The 22334-nt window shown below is 67.8% G+C and carries 16 protein-coding genes; 13 read left to right on the plus strand and 3 right to left on the minus strand.

All coding sequences use genetic code 11. The features are described 5' to 3' along the window. The first annotated feature begins 81 nt into the window (after window positions 1–81). The 13 genes from L0M17_RS15150 to L0M17_RS15210 all read left to right on the plus strand — a co-directional run bounded on the left by L0M17_RS15150 (window position 82) and on the right by L0M17_RS15210 (window position 18487). Window positions 82–1275: an MFS transporter gene (locus L0M17_RS15150; RefSeq protein WP_241054988.1), complete on the plus strand. Its 1194-nt coding sequence runs from the start codon at window positions 82–84 to the stop codon at window positions 1273–1275. Window positions 1276–1541: 266 nt separating this feature from the next. Continuing rightward, window positions 1542–2690, plus strand: coding sequence for a glycosyltransferase family 4 protein (locus L0M17_RS15155; RefSeq protein WP_241054990.1), 1149 nt, complete (start codon window positions 1542–1544; stop codon window positions 2688–2690). A 27-nt stretch (window positions 2691–2717) separates the two neighbouring features. Then, on the plus strand, window positions 2718–4058 hold the full coding sequence (locus tag L0M17_RS15160) for a UDP-glucose dehydrogenase family protein (protein WP_241054992.1): 1341 nt from the start codon (window positions 2718–2720) through the stop codon (window positions 4056–4058). 137 nt (window positions 4059–4195) lie between these two features. Next, window positions 4196–7597, plus strand: a complete 3402-nt coding sequence (locus L0M17_RS22745) for a DEAD/DEAH box helicase (RefSeq protein WP_241054993.1) — start codon at window positions 4196–4198, stop codon at window positions 7595–7597. Between the two features lie 267 nt (window positions 7598–7864). Further along, entirely contained in the window at window positions 7865–8563 is a 699-nt protein-coding gene (locus L0M17_RS15170) for a transglycosylase family protein (RefSeq protein ID WP_241054995.1), read from the plus strand. Between the two features lie 700 nt (window positions 8564–9263). Then, entirely contained in the window at window positions 9264–10883 is a 1620-nt protein-coding gene (locus L0M17_RS15175) for an NCS1 family nucleobase:cation symporter-1 (RefSeq protein WP_241054997.1), read from the plus strand. Between the two features lie 35 nt (window positions 10884–10918). Further along, a complete protein-coding gene (locus tag L0M17_RS15180; protein ID WP_241054999.1) occupies window positions 10919–11689 on the plus strand; it encodes an aspartate/glutamate racemase family protein in 771 nt (256 codons plus the stop codon). Between the two features lie 384 nt (window positions 11690–12073). Then, on the plus strand, window positions 12074–12445 hold the full coding sequence (locus L0M17_RS15185; protein WP_241055001.1) for a hypothetical protein: 372 nt from the start codon (window positions 12074–12076) through the stop codon (window positions 12443–12445). A gap of 79 nt (window positions 12446–12524) precedes the next feature. Next, window positions 12525–13688, plus strand: a complete 1164-nt coding sequence (locus tag L0M17_RS15190) for an efflux RND transporter periplasmic adaptor subunit (protein ID WP_241055002.1) — start codon at window positions 12525–12527, stop codon at window positions 13686–13688. Between the two features lie 95 nt (window positions 13689–13783). Then, window positions 13784–15637 carry an ABC transporter ATP-binding protein/permease gene (locus tag L0M17_RS15195; RefSeq protein WP_241055004.1) on the plus strand — a complete coding sequence of 618 codons (1854 nt, stop codon included), beginning with the start codon at window positions 13784–13786 and terminating at the stop codon, window positions 15635–15637. A 19-nt stretch (window positions 15638–15656) separates the two neighbouring features. Then, complete coding sequence (locus tag L0M17_RS15200; RefSeq protein ID WP_241055006.1) at window positions 15657–16535, plus strand: hypothetical protein; 879 nt, start codon at window positions 15657–15659, stop codon at window positions 16533–16535. A gap of 40 nt (window positions 16536–16575) precedes the next feature. After that, entirely contained in the window at window positions 16576–17952 is a 1377-nt protein-coding gene (locus L0M17_RS15205; protein WP_241055008.1) for an FAD-dependent oxidoreductase, read from the plus strand. Window positions 17953–17989: 37 nt separating this feature from the next. After that, the gene (locus L0M17_RS15210) at window positions 17990–18487 is read left to right on the plus strand and encodes a DinB family protein (RefSeq protein ID WP_241055010.1); all 498 of its coding nucleotides are present in this window, start codon (window positions 17990–17992) and stop codon (window positions 18485–18487) included. Window positions 18488–18490: 3 nt separating this feature from the next. Here L0M17_RS15210 and L0M17_RS15215 read toward each other — a convergent pair whose 3' ends face one another. The 3 genes from L0M17_RS15215 to L0M17_RS15225 all read right to left on the minus strand — a co-directional run bounded on the left by L0M17_RS15215 (window position 18491) and on the right by L0M17_RS15225 (window position 22047). After that, window positions 18491–20404, minus strand: coding sequence for a glycogen debranching N-terminal domain-containing protein (locus tag L0M17_RS15215; RefSeq protein ID WP_241055012.1), 1914 nt, complete (start codon window positions 20402–20404; stop codon window positions 18491–18493). A 152-nt stretch (window positions 20405–20556) separates the two neighbouring features. Next, entirely contained in the window at window positions 20557–20994 is a 438-nt protein-coding gene (locus tag L0M17_RS15220; RefSeq protein ID WP_241055014.1) for a hypothetical protein, read from the minus strand. A gap of 273 nt (window positions 20995–21267) precedes the next feature. Then, the gene (locus L0M17_RS15225) at window positions 21268–22047 is read right to left on the minus strand and encodes a C1 family peptidase (protein WP_241055016.1); all 780 of its coding nucleotides are present in this window, start codon (window positions 22045–22047) and stop codon (window positions 21268–21270) included. Between the last annotated feature and the right edge of the window lie 287 nt (window positions 22048–22334).

Genomic DNA, 22334 nt, shown 5'->3' on the forward strand with positions numbered 1-22334 from the left:
GCCCCAAGGAGCCAACCGAAACCGACGGCGCGGACCAACTCGGCGGAGTCCGCGCCGTCGTCGTGTCCGTAGACTTCACCGGTGAGCCAACCACGCCCTCAGGCGGCAAGCGCCGCCGTCGTGCCCCTGTACGCGGCCGGCTTCACGACCGCCTTCGGGGCCCACAGCATCGCGGCGGCCCTCGGCGCGGAGAGCAACAACGGTAATCTCGGCCTCAACCTCCTCGTCCTCGGAGTGCTGCTCGCCCTGTACGACGTGGCAGAGGTGTTCCTCAAGCCCGTCTTCGGCTCGCTTTCGGACAGGATCGGCCCTAAGCCCGTCATCGTGGGTGGCCTGATCGGCTTCGCCCTCGCGTCTCTCGTGGGGCTCTGGTCGGGGCAGCCGCTGATCCTCGCGCTCGCCCGCCTCGGTCAAGGAGCGGCCGCCTCCGCCTTTTCGCCTGCGTCATCCGCGAGCGTCGCCCGGCTTGCCGGGAAGAGCACCGGCCGCTACTTCGGCCGCTACGGATCGTGGAAGGGGCTTGGCTATGCCTTCGGTCCGCTGCTCGGCGCTGGCGCCCTGATCGTGGGCGGCTTCCCGGCCCTCTTCGGCGTTCTCGCGGCGCTGGCTGTCGTCGTCGCCGTATGGGTCGCGGCCGCTGTGCCCCGGATCGAGCCGCTCCCACGGCCGCGCTACACCGTCGCTGACCTCGCGCGTCAACTGGCCGACCGTTCGTTCCTTGGCCCGACCCTCGTGCTCGCCGGAGCGACGGGTTCCCTCGGAGCCGCCGTCGGCTTCCTCCCGGCCCTCGCAGCCAGGGCGGGCCTCGGAACCCTGGAGAGCGTCGCCGTCGTCACCGTCCTCGCGCTCGCGTCCTCGCTCGTCCAGCCGCGCATCGGGCGGCTTCGCGACGCCGGACGGATCGGTGACCGCTGGGGCATGGCCGGTGGGCTGCTCGCGATCGCGCTCGGGTCTGCCGTTGCGGCCCTCCTTCCGCTCGCCGGGCAGGGCGCGACGGCCTTCGCCGTGTACGTCGCGGCGCTCCTCGTAGGCGGCGGGATCGGGCTCGCGACGCCCATCGCGTTCGCCCACCTCGCCGACGCGACGCCGGCCGAGCGGATGGGCCGCACCATGGGCAGCGCTGAGCTTGGGCGCGAAATGGGCGACGCCGGGGGGCCGCTGCTCGTCGGCGCAATCGCCTCTGGCGCGGGGATCGGCTGGGGGCTCGGAGCTCTCGCCCTCGTCGTGGCCGCCCTCTCCGCGGCGGCGCCGAGAAAGGCCACGCTCCTCCCCTAGCCGAACCGTCTCGGGTACGCCAACTCCCGCCCCTGGTCGTTTCGGGTACGCCAACTCCCGCCCCCAACCGTCTCGGGTACGCCAACTCCCGCCCCCAACCGTCTCGGGTACAGATAATCCCGAGTTGGCGTACCCGAAACGCCTGAAACGGCGATTAGCCGTACCCGAAACGAGGAGCGGGCGGGAAGCCTCGCGTTAACCAAGCCTTCCCCTCGCCGTCACGCGGTTTCCGCCAGACCTTCAGGCGCACGGGGGACCTTGGGAGCGTGAGGATCGCGATAGTCGCCGAATCGTTCCTGCCCCAGATGAACGGAGTGGTCCATTCGGTTCTGCGGGTCTTGGATCACCTCCAGGAACGCGGAGACGACGTCCTCGTGATTGCCCCCGCCGGGGACTCGGGGACGGGGCCGGAATACGTCTCGGGGGCGCTTGTCCACCGCCTGCCGTCGATGCCGATGGTGGGCTATTCGAAGGTCCGGGTCGCATTCGGCGCCGTCCCGAAGGTCCGTCGGATCCTCAAGCGGTTCGCGCCCGACGTCGTGCATCTCGCCTCGCCGTTCGAGCTCGGGTGGCGTGCCGTCCGCGCCGCCCACAGCCTGGGCATCCCCACGGTGGCCATCTACCAGACCGAGGTTCCCAGCTATGCGGCGCGCTACGGGGTGCCGTTCCTCGAGAACTGGGCGTGGGAGCGGGTCGAGAAGATCCACCTCCTCGCAGACCGCACCCTCGCACCGTCGACCTTCGCGCTCAACCAGCTGCGGGGCCGCGGGATCTTCGATGCCGCGCTGTGGCGACGCGGCGTGGATACGGACCGCTTCAATCCAGCCAAGCGCGACGACGCGTGGCGGGCTTCGGTCACGGGCCGCGCCGCTGGCGGGAGGCCCCAGAAGATCATCGGCTACGTGGGCCGGCTCGCCGCCGAGAAGCAGGTCGAGGACCTTCGCGTGCTCGCCGACGGCCGGGACACGCAGCTCGTCATCGTGGGCGACGGCCCCCTCCGGACGACTCTCGAGGCCCAGCTGCCTTCGGCCCATTTCGCGGGTTTCCAAGGCGGCGAAGACCTCGCCCGAATGGTCGCGAGCTTCGACCTGTTCGTCCATCCGGGCGAGTTCGAGACGTTCTGCCAGACCATCCAGGAAGCCATGGCCTCGGGCGTGCCGGTCGTCGCGACGGGCCGCGGAGGCCCGCTTGACCTCGTCGAGAACTCGAAGACGGGCTGGCTCTACACGCCGGGCCGGCTCGATGAGCTCCGCTCGTACGTGCAGGACCTCATCGGCGACGACGCGAAGCGGGCCGCATTCGCCGAGGCTGCCCTGCGCAGCGTGCAGGGCCGCACCTGGCCTTCGATCTGTTCCCAGCTTGTGCGCCATTACGACGACGTCATCACCGCCCGCGCGTCCCTCGCCGTGTGCTGAGGTCACCCACTTCCGGAAGGAATCTGAATGAGAATCTCGGTCATCGGATGCGGCTACCTCGGGGCCGTCCACGCAGCCACCCTCGCGTCGATGGGCCACGACGTCGTGGGCATCGACGCTGACGCCGAGAAGGTGGGCCATCTGGCGCGCGGCTTCGCGCCGTTCTTCGAGCCCGGCCTCGAGGAGCTCCTTGCCGAGGGCCGAGCGACTGGCCGCCTTACATTCGACACAGACATGGCTCTTGTCGCAGACTGCGACGTGCACTTCCTCTGCGTCGGCACCCCGCAGTCGAAGACGAGCGAGCTCGCCGACCTCACGTATCTCCAGGCGGCCACCCGCTCTCTCGCGGCGCACGCGAAGGCGGGGTCCGTCGTCGTCGGCAAGTCCACCGTGCCTGTCGGGACGGTTCTGCGGGTGCGGTCCTGGCTCGGGGGGACGCACGTCGAACTCGCGTGGAACCCCGAGTTCCTGAGGCAGGGCACGGCGGTCAAGGACTCGCTCGTGCCGGATCGCCTCGTGTACGGAGTGGACGACGGCGATGCTGCCGCCCCCTCGGTCCTCCGCGCGCTCGACGAGGTCTACGCGCCGCTCCTGCACGCGGGTGTGCCGCAGATCGTCTGCAACTTCGCGACGGCGGAGCTCATCAAGTCGGCGGCCAACGCCTATCTCGCGACGAAGCTCTCCTACATCAATGCCATGGCAGAGCTATGCGACGCGGCGGGGGCCGACGTCACGCAGCTCGCCGCCGCTATGGGGCTTGACCCGCGCATCGGGCAACGGTATCTCGCCGCCGGGCTCGGCTTCGGCGGGGGCTGCCTCCCGAAGGACATCCGCTCATTCCGCGCCCAGGCTCGGGAGCTCGACGTCGACTCGGTGGACGCTTGGATGGGGCTCGTCGACTCGATCAACGTGGGCCAACGGAGCCGGGTCGCGTCGATCGCTGCCGAGCTGTGCGGCGGCTCCGTCAGCGGCAGGCGCATCGCCGTCCTCGGGGCCGCGTTCAAGCCGGACACCGACGACATTCGCGACTCCCCCGCCCTCGACGTCGCGCTGCGGCTGGGAGAGGCGGGCGCCCATGTGGTCGTCACCGATCCGAAGGCCATCAACAACGCCTGGATGCGATACCCGCAGCTCCAGTTCGAGGCCAGCGTCCGGGCCACATGCGAGGGCGCGGAGCTCGTCCTGCTCCTGACCGAGTGGGCCGAGTATCGGAAGCTGAGTCCCGACGACCTCGCCCACATCGTTGCCCGGCCGGTGGTGGTGGACGCGAGGAACGTCCTCGACCGCGACGAGTGGCGCGGGGCAGGGTGGACCGTGCGGGGGCTCGGCACTGGGCTGCAGGTGCCCGAGGCGGCCGTGTCGCGATAGGGGGTTGTCTGCTGCGGTAGCGCAGACGTCGGCCCTCGCAGCAGACGTCCGCCCTCGCGGGAACGTCCCCTCGCGGGGTGCGTCCGCCCTCACGGAGCGGGCCGAGGAGTGTCGTGGGTGCGTGGGAGGATGGCATCGTGCCCTTCTCCCCTGACCTGCCGATGGTCGACGTCCAGGGGCTCGTCCGGACGGTCGGCCCGACAACGCTCGCGCGGGCGACGGCGTACGCGCGCGGCGGGCACGTCCTGAACTTCAACTGGAATGCGAAGAGCGGCGAGCTCACGGCGGAGGTGCAGGGCAGCGACCCCGAGCCCTACGAGTGCCTCGTGCGCATTCGCCAGGCACCGGGACGCGACCTGTACGAGGGCGGCTGGTGCACCTGCCCGGTCGGGAGCGACTGCAAGCACATGCCCGCGGCAGTCCTCGCGGCCAACGAGCAGACCGTGCGGGCCCGGATGGGCGTCGCCTCCCCGGCCGGCGCGGCCCGCAACAAGCAGCCCGCATGGCGGACGGCCCTTGCCGAGATCCTCACCCCATCCGGGTCCACGCCCGGCTCGGCACGGCGGGTCCAACTGGCTCTCCAGTTCGAACTGCGTGACCTCGACGCCCACAAGAAGAAGAAGAAGTACGGGCTCGCGTACGCAAGGCAGCACAAAGAAGGTGTGAAGCTCGGCATCCGGCCTGCGAGCAAAGACCCGGTAACGGGACGATGGAACCGCGGAAGCCTGGGCTGGTCAACGTTCGGTCGGCGCGACTACACAGGCGGTTTCGACCCCGCCCAGTTCCGGGTTCTGCAGCAGGTTCAGCCGCTCCAGCTCGCCGACGGCGGCAACTATTGGCGCCCCAACGATCCCTGGATCTACGTCGACGACTTCAACAGTTCGCTCTGGTGGAACGTGCTGGATGACGCGGCCGCTGCCGGGATTGAGCTTGTGGGCACGAAGAACTCGGTGCAGATCCACGTCGCGGGTGTCGCGGAGGTGAGTGTCGACGTGCGGAAGGCGGACGACGGCGGGCTGACCGTCGCGCCGTCGCTCGCCTTCGGCGGGGAGGAGGTCCCGGCGTCGTCGGCCGGTCCGATCGGCGACCACGGCGCGTACGCCGCGCTGCGGAACGGCAAAGACGAGCTCATCGTGCTCGCCCGCGCCTCGCACCCGCTAACCGATCGCGAGCGTGCGCTCCTGAAGCGTCGCGAGCCGATTCACATCCCCGACGAGGACAGCGAGATGTTCTTCGGGGAGCTGTATCCCGACCTCGCTCGAAGCCTCGCCGTCTCGAGCAGCGACGGCAGCGTCGAGCTCCCGCCCATCGAGCCGCCCGTCCTCGTGCTCACCGCAACATTCGAGCCAAGGGACCGGCTGCGTCTCGCATGGCACTGGGAGTACCGGACGGGCGACGACGTGCGGCAGCTTCCGCTCTACGCCGCGCCGAACGAGCCGCACTCGAGGGACGAGATCGCGGAGGCCGCCGTCGTCGGCCGCGTTGCGGACGCTCTCGAGGACAGCGCTCTGGGCCGCCACGCCCTCGGCGACGCGACGCTCGCGGATCTTGACACGGCCGACTTCGCCGAGCGGACGCTGCCCGAGCTGCGGAAGGTCGAGGGGCTCGAGGTCGTCCTGCGCGGGGACAAGCCTGACTATCGGCGGCTCGATGGCGTGCCCGAGCTAGTGCTGAGCGCAGTGGAGAGCGACAAGCGGGACTGGTTCGATCTCGGGCTCATGATCACGGTCGAGGGACGGCAGGTCGCCTTCCAGGACGTGTTCGTGGCGCTCGCGCGGGGGCGGACGAAGATCATGCTTCCGGACAAGTCGTGGTTCAGGATCGACACGCCGGAGATCCTGCGCCTCAAAGAGATCATCGACGCCTCCCACGAACTGCGCGAGTGGAAGGCCGAGGGCGGCCCACCGAAGCCGCCCAGGCTGAGCCTGTACCAGGCGGGTCTGTGGGACGAGATCGCCGAGCTCGCGGGAGAGACGGTCGAGCCGCCGCGCTGGCGCCAGACGGTGCGGGGGCTCCTCGAGCCCGAGGCCCTCGACCCGGTTCCGATTCCGGCGGGCCTCGTCGCCGAGCTGCGCCCGTATCAGCACGAAGGATTCGAGTGGCTTGCGTTCCTGTGGCGGCACGGGCTCGGCGGCGTCCTCGCGGACGACATGGGCCTGGGGAAGACCCTTCAGGCGCTCGCGCTGCTGCTGCATGCGCGGGAATCGGGTGACCACGCCGGAGGCACGGGTTCGGGCGGCCCGGGCGGCGACGCTGGCAGCGCTGCTGGCGCGGCTTCGGAATCAGCGCACGATGCCGGCCGGGCGCCTTTCCTTGTCGTCGCGCCGACATCGGTTGTGCCCAACTGGGCCGTCGAAGCCGAGCGCTTCGCACCGTCACTGCGGACGGTCGCCATCACGGACACCCAAGGGGCGGCCGGGATACCGCTCTCGGAGGCCGTGGCTGGCGCCGACGTCGTGGTCACGAGCTACGCACTCTTCCGTCTGGACGCCGACGCGTACTCCGAGCTCCCCTGGGACGGCCTCATCATGGACGAGGCCCAGTTCCTCAAGAACCGAGCGACGAAGGCCCATCAGTTCGCGCGGGACCTTGAGGCACCGTTCAAGCTCGCGCTGACAGGTACTCCGCTCGAGAACAACCTGATGGAGCTCTGGTCGCTCTTCGCGATCGTCGCGCCGGGGCTCTTTCCCGGGGCCAGCGTCTTCGCGCAGGACTTTGCCCGACCCATCGAGAAGAACGGCGATGCCAAGCGTCTTGCCCAGCTCCGCAGGCGTGTTCGGCCGCTCATGCTGCGCCGCACGAAGGAAGCCGTGGCCTCCGAGCTTCCCGAGAAGGTCGAACAGCGGCTCGACGTCGACCTTGCGCCGAAGCACCGCCGGCTTTACGAGCAGTACCTCCAGCGCGAACGCGAGAAGGTGCTCGGCCTCGTCGAGGACCTCGACCGCAACAGGTTCATCGTCTTCCGCTCGCTCACGCTCTTGCGGCTCATGGCCTTGGACCCGGCACTGGTCGATCCAGCGCTCGGCGGCGTCTCCCCCGCCAAGCTCGATGTGCTCCTCGAACAGCTCGACGACGTCATCGCAGAGGGCCATCGCGCACTCGTGTTCAGCCAGTTCACGTCGTTCCTCCGCAAGGCAGCCGAACGTCTCGATGCCGCTGGAATCCCCTACGCCTATCTGGACGGGTCCACGAAGCGGCGGGGCGCCGTCGTCCGCTCGTTCAAGGAAGGCGACGCGCCAGTCTTCCTCATCTCGCTCAAGGCCGGGGGCTTCGGTCTCAACCTGACCGAAGCCGATTACTGCTTCCTTCTGGATCCGTGGTGGAACCCAGCCGCCGAGGCGCAGGCTGTGGACCGCGCTCACCGCATCGGCCAGGAGCGCGCCGTCATGACGTACCGCCTCGTGGCGAAGGGGACGATCGAGGAGAAAGTCATGCAGCTCAAGGAGAAGAAGGCTGCGCTCTTCACATCCGTCATGGACGACGACGCAATGTTCTCCTCCGCCCTCACTGCAGAGGACGTGCGAAGCCTCATCGAGTGAGCGGCAACCGCCTCCGATCACGATTTGGCAACGAAGGATTTGTACTCTAGGGTAGGTCAAGGTTCGATAACGGACCGCCCGACCCAGCGGGCACAACGCCGAGGCATTTTGCGCCATCGGCTGCATATGCCGGGTACTGCCGTCCACCGCTCGCCGCCGTTTGCGCAGTCACCATCGTCCTGACCTCAAACTGTCAGGGACCGGCGGCGCACGTCGACTTCCGGGGACGGAACGAGTGCCGGTGGAGTCCCGAGCATCTGAGAACCCATGAAGAAGACCTTCAAAACTGCTGCACGTCGTTCTCTCGCCCTCGCCGCCATCTCCGGTGCTGCCATCGGCGGCGCCGCACTCGCGGCCCCTGCCGCCAACGCGGCCAGCACGTCCACGTGGGACGCGATCGCCCAGTGCGAGTCCGGTGGCAACTGGGCCATCAACACGGGCAACGGCTTCTACGGCGGCCTCCAGTTCACGCTGAGCACGTGGCAGGCCTACGGCGGAACCGGGATGCCGAACCAAGCCTCCCCGGCTACCCAGATCTCCGTTGCCGAGCGCGTCCTCGCAAGCCAGGGCTGGGGCGCATGGCCCGCCTGCTCCGCGAAGCTCGGCCTCTACGGCACTGCCGGCGCGAACCCGACCCCCATCCAGGCCGCTCCCGTTCAGGCCGCCCCTGTACAGGTTGCTCCCAAGGCTGCCACCGTGACCCCCGAGGCTGCGCCTGTTCAGGCTGCCCCGGTTCAGGCCGCTCCTGTCCAGGCTGCCCCTGTCCAGGCTGCTCCGCGCCACGCTTCGCAGGTTGCCGTCTCTGGCCAGACCTACACGGTCAAGGCCGGCGACACCCTGAGCGCCATCGCCCAGCAGCTCGGCGTGACCGGCGGTTGGGAGAGCCTCGCGGACGCCAACGCGAGCGCCATCGCCAACCCGAACCTCATCTTCCCCGGCCAGGTCCTCCAGCTCCCGGCCCGGTAAGGCCCCGCCCAACAAAGACCTGGCCCAACAAGACCTGACCCAACGAGGCTTCCGACCCCGGTCGCGAACCGGGATCCAGCCGACGGCGCGCCAGCGCCCACCCTTCGAACGCCGCATCGGCCGCATTCGTCTTCGGACGGACGCGGAAGGTGCGGCGTTCGCTGCGTTGCGGGCTGAGTTTTCAAAGCCGGCCTCCCCAGGTTCCCCGCCGTCCTCCCCACCTTCCCCGCCGTCCTCCCCAGGTTCCCCGCCGTCCTCCCCAGGTTCCCCGCCATCCTCCCCACCTTCCCCGCCGTCCTCCCCACTTTTCGCGGCTGATGCGGCTCTGCAACGGCGCGCCACGGGAATTTCTCGGCGTGTCGCGGCCGACGTCACTCAAACTCGGGGGATTCCGGTCAGAAAGGTGGGGAGCTCGGCCTTGAGCCGGTCTAGCGGCCCCGCTTCACGAAAACCTGGGGCCGGGAATTCGGTATCCCAATTGACAGCAAAAGAGCCTCAAATATCACTTTCGCCCAACCTCTTGCCAGCTTTGGTATCCCAGCGTAGTTTGTATACCAAGCGATGAGAGGCCGGTCACACCACACCGAAACTCCTCGCACACCGGCCGCCGAGCCGGACAGCTGAGCCTCACAGCCCCAAACAGGCCAGCGGATCCCCAAACGCGGACCCCAATCCGCCAGCACCGATCCGAAAGAGAACAATGAACAGCAACCCGGACATCGCCGTCCAACCGCTGACAGTCCCCACACCCAATGCCGGTGCCGCAGACGCCGGCACGAGCCGTGGGTCGTCCTCCGACTCAGCCCCCTCCAGCGGTGAGCCGACCGCCACGGCACAGTCGCCGTCGTCGCCCTTCCCGTCCCGGTCGATTCCCGTCGCCCTCAGCCCACGCCTCTACAACCGCGACCTCGCCCCGACGCAGCGGTCTGGCCGCAGCTGGAGCGCCTACAGCATCTTCACCCTCTGGGCCAACGACGTGCACAGCCTCGGCAACTACGCCTTCGCGATCGGCCTCTTCGCCCTCGGGCTCGGCGGCTGGCAGGTGCTCGGCGCGCTGGGATTCGGCGCGGCGCTCCTGTTCGGACTGCTCACGCTCTCGGGATTCATGGGCCAGAAGACCGGCGTCCCGTTCCCCGTCATGAGCCGTATCTCGTTCGGCATCCATGGGGCGCAGATCCCAGCACTGATCCGCGGCGGTGTGGCCATCGCGTGGTTCGGGATCCAGACGTACCTCGCGTCCGTCGTCCTCCGCGTCCTCCTCGTGGCTCTCGCGCCGAGCCTCAAGCCTCTCGATCAGGGCGACATCCTCGGCCTGTCCCCGCTCGGCTGGATAGCGTTCGTCGCGCTGTGGATCGTGCAGGTCATCATCGTGAGCTACGGGATGGAGATGATCCGCAAGTACGAGGCCTTCGCCGGCCCGATCATCCTCGCGACCATGCTCGCCCTCGCCATCTGGATGTTCGGCCGTGCCGGCTTCTCGATCGCCTGGCACACGAACACCAGCCTCACGGGGCCGGCGATGTGGGGGCATATCTTCGGCGGCGGTGCGCTCTGGGTCTCGATCTACGGCACCTTCGTCCTCAACTTCTGCGACTTCACCCGGGCCGCCAAGTCCAAGAAGTCGATCGTGAAGGGCAACTTCTGGGGCATCCCCATCAACATGCTCCTGTTCGGCGCCGTCAGCGTGGTCCTCGCGGGTGCCCAGTTCAAGATCGACGGCAGGATCATCACCTCCCCGTCCGACGTCGTCCAGGCCATCCCGAACACGTTCCTCCTCGCTTGCGCCTCCCTCGCGCTCCTCGTGCTGACGGTCGCGGTCAACCTCATGGCCAACTTCGTCGCCCCGACCTACGCCCTGACGAACCTCTTCCCGAAGCGGCTCAACTTCCGCAAGGCAGCGCTCGTCTCCGCGGTGATCGGCCTCGTCATCCTCCCGTGGAACCTCTACAACAACCCCGCCGTGATCGTGTACTTCCTCGGTGGACTCGGAGCGCTGCTCGGCCCGCTGTTCGGCGTCATCATGGCCGACTATTGGCTGGTCCGCCGCGGCCGCGTCAACGTCCGGGAGCTGTACACGGAAGAACCCACTGGCGAGTACCACTACCGCCGTGGCGTCAACCCGCGGGCAATCGCCGCGCTCGTCCCGGCGGCGGCCGTCGCCCTCGCGATCGCGTTCGTCCCGGCGCTCAACGTCCTCTCGGAGTTCGCCTGGTTCTTCGGCGCGGGTCTCGGTGCCATTGCCTACTGGCTTATCGCCGACCGTCGTCGCCAGTTCCACGACGCCGACGGCGAGGCGATCGCCGTCCCTGTGGTCCACTGACGTCCCCAAGCACACCACTAGCCAGAGAGTTTCCGATGCGCATCCTTGTCGCCAACGTCAACACCACCCAGTCCATGACGGACGCCATCGCGGCACAAGCCCGCCGCGCGGCCCTGCCGGGCACGGAGATCGTGGGCATCACCCCACGGTTCGGTGCCGACTCATGCGAGGGGAACTTCGAGAGCTATCTCGCGGCGGTCGCGGTCATGGATGCGGTGACGAGGTACGACGGCGAGTTCGACGCCGTCGTCCAGGCCGGCTACGGAGAGCACGGGCGAGAGGGGCTCCAGGAGCTGCTCGATGTGCCCGTCGTAGATATCACCGAGGCCGCCGCCGCGACCGCGATGTACTTGGGCCACAAGTTCTCGGTCGTCACGACGCTCGATCGCACCGTCCCCCTCATCGAAGACCGCCTCAAGCTTGCCGGGCTCGACGCGCGGTGTGCATCAGTACGGGCCTCCGGGATGGCTGTGCTCGAGCTCGAGGCCGACCCCGAGCGCGCTATCGAGGCGATTGTCGCCGAGGCCGAGTGGGCCGTGCGGGAGGACAAGGCCGAGGTGATCGTCCTGGGCTGCGGGGGCATGGCGGAGCTCGAAGAGCGCATCCGCGAGCGCTGCGGGGTTCCGGTGGTCGACGGCGTCGCTGCCGCCGTCGCTGCGGCGGAGTCCCTCGTCCGCCTCGGGCTCACGACGTCGAAGGTCCGCACCTTCGCGAAGCCCCGGCCGAAGAAGGTGGTGGGCTGGCCGGCGCCGGGCGTTCCGGAACCCGTTCTGCAGGAAGCGCCGATCGTCGAACCAGCCGCGTAGTCGCTGGTTCGCTTGACCAAGGCTTGAGCTGACACCGCAACGGAGGCGGACGCCGCCCACACAGGGGACAGGCGTCCGTCTCCGGTGCGGCGTTGTCGTTTTAATGCGCTGTTGGGGTTTCGGACCTGCTGCGACGGCCTCTCCTGCGCAGAGACCACTGATCTTTCACGTTGGGCCACTGATCTTTCACAGGAAAACCGGAGGGACACTGAGTTCTTTGGCCGATGAGGCCGATTCCGGGCGTCCACCACTGAGAGTCTGGCCTTTGCTTCACGGAGACGTTATCCCTGCATGCTGAACTTTCGATACCCAGCGGCACGCCTGCCTTCACTCGACGGGCCTCTGGCTGAACAGTTGGTTCGCGTCGAATGCAAGGAGAAAGAAGTGAAACTCCATCGAGCGGGTTCGGTTGGGCTTGTCGTTGCGGGCGTTCTCGGCGGGGCCGCCTTCGCGGCTGCACCCGCCCATGCCGATATCTACGGCTGCTCAACCAGCACCGTATGCATCTATGAACACACATACCGCGGCGGGGCGAAGCAGTCTGTTAGCGGCTACGCCTCCTACACGGACCTTAACGGCTCGCTCCACGACCGCGCCTCCTCGTGGACGAACGCCTGCAGGTCCCAGGGGTTCGCGATTGGTGAGTGGCGAAACGGGAGGCCCTACAACGGCCAGCTTCTCCCCGCGGGCTGGTACGAGGACGATCTGAGGACCGCGGGCTTCAACGACATGGCCGACTACGTCGCGTGGGCCTAGCCACCAACATTCACCCCCTAGTTCCTGCGACGGTCCTGGCGTCGCAGGAATTAGGGCATGCAAGCACGGGGGACCTTGGGTGAAGAAGAGCAAGCTCACGATCACGCTCATTGTCAGTGCCGCGATTGTTGCGACGGGCGGCACGGTGCTTGCGGCGTCCAGTTTGAAGTCGACAGCTCAAAGGGCCGCCGAGGCCGCTCCCCCACCTCCATCCGAAATAACCGCGAGTATAGAGAAACGCCAGCTGCAGGACAGCGTCCAGCTGACCTGCAAGCCGGGCTTCCTTTCGGAGGCCGCCGTGATGGGCCCGGCGACAACCCCGAGGGTGCTGACCAAGGCGCCCCTCAATGAAGGGGATCCGATCGGCGACGGAACGTTGATCGGCGAAGTCAACGGAAGCCCTGTCTTCGCGGCCATCGGGTCGTTCCCTCTCTACCGCGAGCTGAGGCTCAACGACACGGGTCCGGACGCGCGGCTAGTCAATGACGCGCTCGTCCGCGCCGGGCTCCTGGTTCAGCTTGACGAATCGACGGCTTCGACCGTCACGGCACACACCGTCCGCGCCGTGGCGGCCCTCTATCGAGGGGCCGGATACGCTCCCCCCAATTCCGGCGACGCCGTCGTCGCGAGGTCAGCCTTTGAGGTCTTGGAGAGCCCCGGCACCGTTGCGGGCGCGGCACATAAGACGGGAGATCTAGGCACCGATCCCATCTTGACCGCCGGTCTCGGCCATCGCGGACTCCTCTGTAGCTCGGCCTCCGGATCGGTGCCGTCCGAGGCTAAAACTGGCCAGAAGGCCCGAGTGACCTCTCTCGGCGCGGAACTGTATCCAGTCGTGGTCGAGCCGGGCTCCCGTTCCGGTGCCAAGCCGGCTGGGTCCTCACAAGCTGGAGAAGGGGCATCATCTGATCAGGGGGGCTCCGGAGCATCGCAACGGGACGCATCGCAAGGGGATAAGGGACGCATTTTCATCGACATCGGCAAGGACATGGGCGGGAGCCCAGCGGTGTCCGCCGACCTCATTCTGGCCGAGTCCAAGCCCGACTCGTTGGTGGTCCCGAGTTCCGCCCTCTGGACCCGCGGATCGGACACGTTGGTCACGGTGGTTGAGGACGATGGCTGTCGTGACGTGGCCGTGACGATCGATTTCACGGCGGCCGGAGAAAGTACCGTGGCCGCGCCGGCGAAGGAGTCTGGCCTTAAGGTGGGCGACCGCGTGATCGTCACGGGGGCAGCGAAATGACTCCGGATGCAGCGTCCCGCCGTCCAGCCGTGGAGGCTAGAGGTATCTGCAAGTCGTTTCCCAACGGCGAGCGCGACGCGAGCGTCCTGAAGGACGTGAGTCTGGACCTTGCCTTCGGCGAGATGGTGGCCGTGCACGGCTCCTCGGGCTCCGGCAAGAGCACGCTGCTGAACATTCTCGGCCTGCTGACCCGTCCGGACCGGGGGCAGCTCGTCATTGACGGCCATGACGTCACGCAGCTTGCGCCGGCCCACCGTGCGGCGTTCCGCCTCGGGCGCATAGCGTTCGTCTTCCAGGCCTTCCACCTGGTCGAGCATATGACGGTTGCCGAGAACATCGCCCTGCCGCTCCTGCACACGTCCACACCGAAGGACGCGCGGAGGGAAACTGTCGACGTCATGATCGAGAAGCTCGGCCTCGGGCACCGAAAAGACAACCTGCCTCGCACCCTGTCCGGGGGAGAGAAACAGAGAGTGGCTATCGGCCGGGCCTTGGTCACGAAGCCCACGCTGCTGCTCTGCGACGAACCCACCGGCAGTCTGGATTCGGTTCGATCGCGAGAAGTCGTCGAGCTCCTACGGAACCTGACAGGGCCCGAACAGGCGACCGTCATCGTGACTCACGATGAATGGGTGGCCGGACAATGCGACCGGACGGTACGAGTCGAGGACGGTCGGATCGACGCGCCCTCGAGACGGTCCACTGCGGCTCGGCGGACGGCAGCCCAGCCGCTCCAGCCGCCCAAGACCACCTCGCGATGGGCGCTGCTCGGAATGGGCCAAGCCCTCAGAGCAGTCCAGCGACGCGCTGGCCGGAACTTCTTCACCATGCTCGGCGTGACTTTGGGCGTCGCCGCACTCGTGCTGACAGTAGCGTTGTCCGCCACTATTTCCGCGCAACTCTCGGACACGTTCAACCTCTATCTCGCGCAACGGGTCACTCTGAAGCCGCCGGGCGACGCCCAGATCGGCGCACGCGAAGCCCTATCGTGGGAGGATTCGACCGGGCTTGCAAGGCTCAAGTCCCTCAATGGGGTGGAAGCCGCGGGCGTCGTCCAGGACGTCTCGGGCGGAGCGGCGACCATCACGCCGGTGCATGAAAACCGGACCGACTTCGAGGGCCGGATCCAGGCACCCGTCATGTCCACGAGCAGGGGCGGCATGCAGGCCATGGGCCTCGAGCTAGTGGCCGGCCGTCTCTTCGACGCAGGGCACATCGCCCGCGGGGATCGGGTCGCCGTCCTCAGCGAGTCAGTCTTCCAGCAGCTCGGCCGCACCTGGGTCCCTGGCCTGACAGTTTTCGCCAACAACACCCCGTTCTCGGTGATTGGCCTCGTGAAGCAGGACCTCACCTCAGGATCGACTCTCCCCAGCGTCTTCATCCCTCTGGGCCAGACGCTCGGGGGCGAGGGCGGCAGGGCCTCGATCATGGTCAAGACAGCGGCTGGGGCTGCTTCGCAGGTGGCTGCTGAAGGACCGGTCGCATGGAATCCTGCCCGCCCCGGCAGCATGACGGCGGCGGCGTCCCCAGAGCCCAAGTCACTCCGAAAGGCTGCGGACGCGAACCAACAGACGCTCATGATCGGAATGGCAGCGGTCACGCTGGTTATAGGGGCCGTCGGGACCATGAACACCTTTCTGGTGGCCGTCCTTGAACGACGCCGGGAAATCGGTCTCAGAATGGCACTCGGCTCCTCGCGCCTTGGCATGATGGTCCAGTTCGCCACGGAATCCGTGCTGACCGCCGGGGCCGGGGCCGTTCTCGGGGTGGTTGCGGCGATCAACATCCTCGCCGTCACCTGTCTGGTGAACCACTGGGTGCCGGTGTTCTCCCCGGAGAGCATCACGCTGGGCCTCGCGGCAGGCCTCGTCATCGGGCTCGTGGCGGGGGTCTACCCCGCCATGAAGGCTGCCCAAACCGATCCCGTCGTGACGCTCTCGCACGGCTAGAACCTCCGGAGGAACGCTCATGGCACGTCGCATGGTCCGAATTTCCACCATGGCCCTGCTCGTGGCCCTCGCCGTCGCAGGATGCAGCGCGACGCCGAAAAAGGCGGCGACCGGCGGCGGAGGCGTCGAGGCATCGTCCCATCCGGACCCCCAGGCCCTTGCCAAGGCAGATGACTTCCTCCAGTCCAACGCACCCGCCGAGCGCGCCCGGCAGGCAATCCTCAAGCGCTGTATGAACGAAGCAGGCTTCGACTGGGAGGAGCAAGGGGTCAGTCAGGTTCGCGTCAGGGACTTGATGAGCCTCAAGCCACTGACGGTGGAGGAGGCCCGCCAACGTGGCTACGCAAACCCCGAGAAGTCCGGCCGGCAGGAGCGAGGCGGGCCGTTGAGCCCCGCAGGGACGGTCGCGTACGTGGGCCCGCCGGACGCGCCGAAGGTCTCCGTGGATGTCCTCGGAATGGCTCCTTCGGTCTCGTCGAAGGGCTGTCTGGCAACGAGCTATCGAGAGGTTTACGGATCGGTCGAGAATGGGATGCTCGCCACGGGGGTGACCGCCAACGCGGTACTGCCTGCGATCAACGCAGCCATAGGCGATCCGTCTGTTATCGAAGCGGACAAGAAGTGGTCTGCTTGCATGACCGACGCCGGGCTGCCCGGATTCGACACCCCGGAACTGGCGTGGAATGCCGCCCGCAAGAACTCCTCGGACGCCGGGTCCCTCGCGGTGGCGGACGCAAAGTGCCGGGAGGCGATCGCGTACGAGGCCACCCGGACGGCAGCCCTGAACAGCTACCTGACCACCTTCCTCGAATCCAACGAGGCGATCATCAGCGAGATCCAAGGCTTTCGGAAGCAAGGAGCGTCCCGCGCGGAGACGATCCTCTCGGGGTCTCGCTGACTTGCCCGCCTCGTGTCAGCGCAGGGTTAGGCTTGGCCCCATGGCTGCGAAGGAGCGCACCCGCGTCGCGATCGCCGGTGGTGGCCCCGCCGGCATGTTCCTCGGGCTCCTGCTCGCCCGGGGAGGAATTGAGGTCATGGTTCTCGAGAAGCATGCCGACTTCCTGCGGGACTTCCGGGGCGACACGGTGCATCCCTCGACCATGACGTTGCTCGACGAGCTCGGCCTCGGGCCCGCGTTCGAGGCGCTGCCGCAGCGGCGGATCACGTGGGTCGGCGCCGACCTCGACTCGGGCCCCGCCCAGCTCGGAGACCTTTCCCGCCTCCACGGCCCTCGCAACTACATCGCCCTCGTCCCGCAGTGGGATCTGCTTGAGCTGTTGGCGGACGCCGCGAGCAAGGAGCCGAGCTTCCGGCTCCTTCGGGAGGCGGAGGTCACAGGCCTGTTGCATGGCAATACGTCCCAGAGTTCGGCACCCGGCGGCTCGGTTCCCGGCTCGGCGGACGACAGGGCAGCAGAGGACGGCGGGCGAGTCACCGGCGTCGTCTGGCGCAGCCGAGCCAAAGACGGAGAGCGGGGCCAGCGGGGCCAGGACGAAGATCACGGCCGGGACAGCAGGCCGGAGCACCGCCTCGAAGCAGACCTCGTCGTCGCGTGCGACGGACGCGGTTCGACTGTCCGCGCCGCCGCAGGGCTCAGGCCGGCATCGTTCGGTGTGCCGATGGACGTGTGGTGGTTCCGGATCCCGCGCAAGCCGAATGATCCCGAGGGCGCGCTCGGGCGGATCCATCGGGGGCAATTCCTCATCATGATCGACCGAGGCGATTACTGGCAGTGCGGCTACATCATCCGCAAGGGCGCCGACGCGAAGCTCCGATCGGAGGGAATTGCTGCCTTCCGCGCCCGCTTGGCCGAGGCCCAGCCGTGGCTGGCTGACCGCCTCGGGCAGGCTCCGGCGTCGTTCGATGATGTCAAGCTGCTCGACGTACGCCTCGATCGACTTGCCCGCTGGCACCTCCCGGGGTTCCTCGCAATTGGGGACGCGGCCCACGCGATGAGCCCGGTCGGCGGCGTCGGCATCAACCTCGCCGTCCAGGACGCTGTCGCCGCGGCCCGCATCCTGCGGCCTGCGCTTGCCAACGGAGGCCCCGTGCCCGAGGCCTCGCTGCAGAGCGTGCAGCGACGCCGTTGGTGGCCCACGGTGCTCATCCAAGGGTTGCAACAGCTCGCGCACCGCGGTGTCGTGGGCAAGGTGCTCGACGAGGATGCCGTCCACGGGTCGGATTGGACGACTTCTGCCCGCTCCCCGCTCCCCTTGCGGCTGCTCGATGCTCTGCCCGCGCTGCGCGCGGTTCCCGCTCGGCTCGTCGGTATCGGGCCGCTCCCAGAGCATGCGCCAGGATGGGCCCGCCGCTGATAGGCGGCCGCGCGCCTCACGCCGTACACTCGCGTCCATGACTGCGATGCCCTCCATGGACCCTCGCGTGTTCGACGCGGACTTGCGTGAACAGTTCGACACGTTCCTCGACGAGCACCGCTCCGCGCTCGAGGGCTGCCTCGACGGCCTGACGGAGGCCGAGGCGCGAGCGTCCCTCGTGCCTTCGCGGACCACGCTGCTTGGCCTGGTGAAGCATGGCGCGTTCATCGAGCGGGTCTGGTTCGACGAGGCCATCACGTGCCGTTCTCGTCACGAGATCGGGATTCCGGCTACGCCCGATGAGTCCTTCGTTCTCGACAGCGGCGATCGGATCGAGTCGGTCCTGATGGCGTACCGCAAGGCGTGCGAGGACTCGAGGCGAGCCCTCGCACCCTTGGCGCTTGACGACGTCGTCCGCGGCAACCGCCGGGGCCCGCTCCCTCTGCGCTGGGTGTTCCTCCACATGCTCCGCGAGTTAGCACAGCACTGCGGGCACGCCGACATCCTGCGCGAGCAAATCCTCGCCTCCCGCTGAAGGTCAGCCCAGCTCGCCGAGGACATCCGCGATGACGACCGCGGAAGCCGCCGACCAGGCCTGCGGCCGGCACGCCGACGGGTACGGGAGGGCGCGGGTCGCGGTCTCGGCCGAGTCGCCCGAATGCAGCTCAGGCATTCGGTACTCGAACGACTCCGCAGCCTTGAGCAGCCCCTCCCCCAATTGGGCGGCGGCATCCCGGTGGCCGGAGCGGGCGAGCCCGCGGATGGCTATGGCCGTATCGTGTGCCCAGACCGAGCCGCCGTGGTACTTGAGGGGCCAATAGCCCGCGCTCGAGGTGGCCAGAGTTCGCAGCCCGTAGCCCGAATCCAACTCCGGGTGGACGAGCCGTCGGGCGACGATCGCCTCCTCATCTGCTGTGAGGAGCCCGGTTCCGAGCAGGTGGCCCATGTTCGAGGCCACCGTGTCCACGGGCGTCCCGGACCCGTCGAGCGCGATCGCGACGTACGGCCCGAGCTCATCCTCGAGCCAGAAGTCCGCCCTGAAGCGCTCGGCGAGTGCGGCCGCAGCGTCCCGCAGCTGGGCGGGGGCGGCGCCAGTCTGTGCGCCAACATGCCCGAACGCCTCGAGGAGTTCCGCCCCATGCACGAGGGCCTCGTGCGCATAACCCTGCACCTCGCACAGCGAGATCGGCCCCTTCGCGAGCTTTCCGTCACGGAACTGCACCGAGTCGGCCGAGTCCTTCCAGCCTTGGTTCGCGAGTCCGTGGCCGGTCGTGTCGAGGTAGTTGAGATACCCGTCCAGGACACCGTCAGCGATCCATGCGAGAGCTCGCTCGGCGTGCGGCAGGAGGCGCTCGACGGCGTCGACTGCCATCCCGGCGCGCCAGGCATCGTAGAGGAGGCAGACCCACAAGGCGGTCGCGTCGACGGTGCCGTAGTAGATGGGCGGGAGGCTGATCTTCTCGCCGTGCAGGGTGAGCGCAGTACGCCGCAGCTCGTGCATGATCTTCCCGGGCGCCTCCTGCGACTCCGGATCACCCTTCGCCCCTTGGAACGAGGCGAGGACCGTGAGTGTGCCTTCCGCGATCTCCGTGCCGAGCGGCAAGAGGAATCGAGCAGCCCAGAGCGAGTCCCGTCCGAATAGCGTGAAGAACCACGGCGCTCCGGCAGCGAGGAATTCGCCGTGCTCGAGGTGGGGAAGCGACAGGCGGAGTCCGTCGAGGTCGCGGAGGGACTGCTCGAGGAAGCGCGCGAGCCGCACGTCCCCCGGTCGCCGCAGCCCCCGCCACCCCATCGGTGCGGGGCCCCGGGCGCCGACGACGACGGCGATACGATCCTCCGCCCTGACCCGCCACGAGACGCGTGCAGGCGCTTCGGCAGATGCGGTGAGCGACCACCGGAGCACCGGGTGGGCTGGGTCCGAGAGGTCGACGACGGCGCCCGGCGCTCCCACGGCGGCCGTCACCTCGCCCGCGGACCAGGCCAAGCCGCCGTCGGCCTCGGAAGCTGCGATCGGCTGGACGGGGATGCCCGACTTCACCGCCTCCATGGGAGCGAGGTCTGCGGCGAGCCGGACCGTCACGTCGGCCGAGACGGGCTCCTCGGTCGCGCAGGCGAACGCGATCTCCTCCTCCACGAGGCCCGGCTCGACGCTGCGGGTGCGGCGGATCCGGGCAACAGGGTCGCCCCAGGCCTGGGCGAGGTTGCGGGGAAGGCCGACGACGACGAGCCGCCCGTCGTCGTCGTGCCATGACCCAGCGGGCTCGGGCTCGGACCCGCCGACCTCGAGCACCGCCTCACTGAGCACGCGCACGTCCGAGTGCATGACCCCTTGGACGGTTGCACTGCCGGGGGCCGCGGCCCGGATCTGTCCGTCTCGGCCGGACCACGCTTGAGTGGGTGCCCGGAGGACGATTTCGAGGTCATGGAGGAAGGGCTGAAGCTTTTCGGGCATGGTAGATCGCTCCCTGTGGTGGTCGCCGACTCGGTCCGTCTGCCAGTTCTCAAGACCCTACCGGATTTGATCAATCAAATACATCACTTGAAAAAGGCGTAAGCGGCCCAAGGGCCCCTCACGCCTCAAGCTTTCGCTTCACACCGTCGTGCCTAGACGGAGCCCGCGGGATCCAGAAGCTCGTCGAGCGAACCGAAGACGGCGTCGACGGCGGTGAAGGCACGGGAATCGGCACGAGCCGTGCGGCTGCGGGCGACGGTCTCAAAGCTGCGCTTCGCGCTCCGCACCGCCTCGTCGGCTCCTTCGGGGTCTCCGGGGCTGTGGAGAAGCTGAATGATGACGTCCTGGAGCGGACGCAAGGCAGCCTCGAGCGTTGAGGCTGTTGCCACGCTCCCCACTGCTCGCTCGCGGCGGCGCAAGCCATTGATCATCTCCCACGCCTCGAGCGCCCCCGCACACGCAGCCTCGGCCACTGCACGATTTGCCGGCGCTCCTTCGAGGAGGAGGGACGTGCGCACATTCGCCCACCGGGCCAGAAGTGCATCTTTCGCGGGCAACGGAGCAGGGGCCGATACGGCGGAAATGGTCATGATTTCCTTCCCGTGGCTCTCAAAGCGACCACGACTGATGCGATGCGTGCGGGGGGATCTATTTCAGGATCCCCGAGCGCACCCGGTGTTCCCAAGGGCCAAAAGTCCCCTGCTGGTCGATCTCGAAGAACAGAGAGTGCACTCGCGGGACCGTCAGCACCCCGGAAAACCACAAACCGAAAAAGGCCCAGGCAGAAAGATGGACAGGGCAGAAAAAGGATCGGGCGCGCACCCGCAGCACGCCCGATCCACCCCGAATCCCCCTATTCGGCCTTAGTTGACCATTCGAATGGTCCAGAAGTCACTCGAGAGACCCGTCGAGAGGAGGTACTGGTACGGCATGGTGAAGTACCCCGCCTGGCCCCATCCCGTTCCCCAGGAGTTGCGCACCCGGAAGCGCTGGCTCGCGTTGTCGTAGCCGACCGCGACAACCGCGTGCCCGCCCAGGACCTGCTCGTTCGGGGCTGGCATGGGAGCCACCCCTGAGTGGGCGACTTCCTGGCTCTCGAACGATTCGTACACCGTGAAGCCGAACACGAAGGGATAGCCAGCGGCGAGGCAGCCCTGCATCTGCTGGAGGCTTCGGGCGACGCGCTGATACGCGACCGCGCGGTGCTCCTTCGCGTCCGTGTAGCACTGCTGGGTGGGCTGGTCGGTGAACTTCGCGATGTCGTACGGCCACTCGGTCTCTGGGCATGCGCCTTGCGCGCCGACGGACTTGATGCCGTCGCGAATCTGGGCACCCGAGTCGCTCGAGACCGTGTTCTCCATGACGCGTTCGTTGTAGTAGATGAAGAGACGCGATGGCGTCGCATACCCGGAGATGCTCTCCTTGTCGGCATCGAACTCGAGCGCGGCCGCGATGGCGTTGGCGGTGCACGAGCCGAGCTGGCCTTGATCGTAGACGGGCGGACACTGGGAGGTGAGATCGGTCGACGCAGGGAGGGCACCGAGGACTTCGGGCGGCACCGCGAAGAGGTAGTCGCGTTGGTCAGGAACGTCGGGCACCCAGCCGTAGCCGTGAGCGCCATGAGAGGTGGTGGGGGTGGTCATGGGAGGAGACCTTTTGCACGGCGGCCGAGACCGGCCGCAGCTGATGTGAACCGCATGGACGGAAGTACGCCTCCAGCCGGGTTCGCAGCTCGACCTTACGCAAGGAGCTGGTCTTTTCGGGGGGACGGGCTCGACGCCCGGCTGGCGCGTTCGGTCCAGACGCTGGGGGGTATCAGGACCGATTCGGTTGTTTGTCCTTCGATTTTATTAACCCTGTGACGAGCCTGTCAAGAGGTTGTCCGAGCTTCCCCGGATCTCAATACACGCGCGAGATCGAGGATTAATGC

The sequence above is a fragment of the Sinomonas terrae genome (assembly GCF_022539255.1).
Classification (GTDB): domain Bacteria; phylum Actinomycetota; class Actinomycetes; order Actinomycetales; family Micrococcaceae; genus Sinomonas; species Sinomonas terrae.

Bases quoted from the DNA above. Each gene is read 5' to 3' on its own strand.
- L0M17_RS15160 (WP_241054992.1), top strand. From the start codon at position 2,718: ATGAGAATCTCGGTCATCGGATGCGGCTACCTCGGGGCCGTCCACGCA.
- L0M17_RS15170 (WP_241054995.1), top strand. From the start codon at position 7,865: ATGAAGAAGACCTTCAAAACTGCTGCACGTCGTTCTCTCGCCCTCGCC.
- L0M17_RS15175 (WP_241054997.1), top strand. From the start codon at position 9,264: ATGAACAGCAACCCGGACATCGCCGTCCAACCGCTGACAGTCCCCACA.
- L0M17_RS15180 (WP_241054999.1), top strand. From the start codon at position 10,919: ATGCGCATCCTTGTCGCCAACGTCAACACCACCCAGTCCATGACGGAC.
- L0M17_RS15200 (WP_241055006.1), top strand. From the start codon at position 15,657: ATGGCACGTCGCATGGTCCGAATTTCCACCATGGCCCTGCTCGTGGCC.
- L0M17_RS15205 (WP_241055008.1), top strand. From the start codon at position 16,576: ATGGCTGCGAAGGAGCGCACCCGCGTCGCGATCGCCGGTGGTGGCCCC.
- L0M17_RS15210 (WP_241055010.1), top strand. From the start codon at position 17,990: ATGACTGCGATGCCCTCCATGGACCCTCGCGTGTTCGACGCGGACTTG.
- L0M17_RS15215 (WP_241055012.1), bottom strand. From the start codon at position 20,404: ATGCCCGAAAAGCTTCAGCCCTTCCTCCATGACCTCGAAATCGTCCTC.
- L0M17_RS15220 (WP_241055014.1), bottom strand. From the start codon at position 20,994: ATGACCATTTCCGCCGTATCGGCCCCTGCTCCGTTGCCCGCGAAAGAT.
- L0M17_RS15225 (WP_241055016.1), bottom strand. From the start codon at position 22,047: ATGACCACCCCCACCACCTCTCATGGCGCTCACGGCTACGGCTGGGTG.